At 35.4% G+C, this 500-nt stretch carries 1 protein-coding gene; it reads right to left on the bottom strand.

Going from position 1 to position 500, the window contains the following annotated elements; all coding sequences use genetic code 11:
* The coding region (locus J418_RS0115330) for an acyl-CoA dehydrogenase family protein (RefSeq protein ID WP_026142676.1) at nucleotides 1–497 on the bottom strand (497 nt) is incomplete at its 3' end.
* Nucleotides 498–500: the final 3 nt, after the last annotated feature.

Below are 500 nucleotides of genomic sequence, written 5' to 3'. Positions count from 1 at the left end.
AATGTTTCTGAAAGAGGTCCATTTGTAATAAAGCATTTAGTACCATTTAATATATAATAGTCTCCCTTTTTTTCTGCTGTAGTTGTTGCTGCTGATGCATCTGAGCCTGCATTAGGTTCTGTCATTCCAAAAGATCCGAATTTTTTTCCGGATAATATGTCTGGAAGGTATTTTTTCTTCTGCTCTTCTGATGCGTTGTTAAATATACCACCTGCACACAGGGATGTAGTTACAGAATATGATATTCCTACAGATGCATGTACCTTTGAAACTTCCTCTACAGCTAATACATAAGAGAGATAATCAGCTCCGGATCCACCATATTCCTTAGGATATGGCAGCCCTATGAGTCCCATTTCCCCCATTTTTTTATATTTATCTATAGGGAATTCGCTTTTTTCATCATTTTCAATTGCTATAGGTTTTAACTCCTTTTCTGCAAAGTCCCTTGCTGTTTTTTGTACAAGTTCCTGTTCTTTTGATAATTCAAAATTCATAAT

The sequence above is a fragment of the Clostridium tyrobutyricum DSM 2637 = ATCC 25755 = JCM 11008 genome, from assembly GCF_000359585.1.
GTDB lineage: Bacteria > Bacillota > Clostridia > Clostridiales > Clostridiaceae > Clostridium_B > Clostridium_B tyrobutyricum.
The sequence above is the reverse complement of the archived record's forward strand: the minus strand, read 5'-3'. Positions and strand labels throughout refer to the sequence as shown.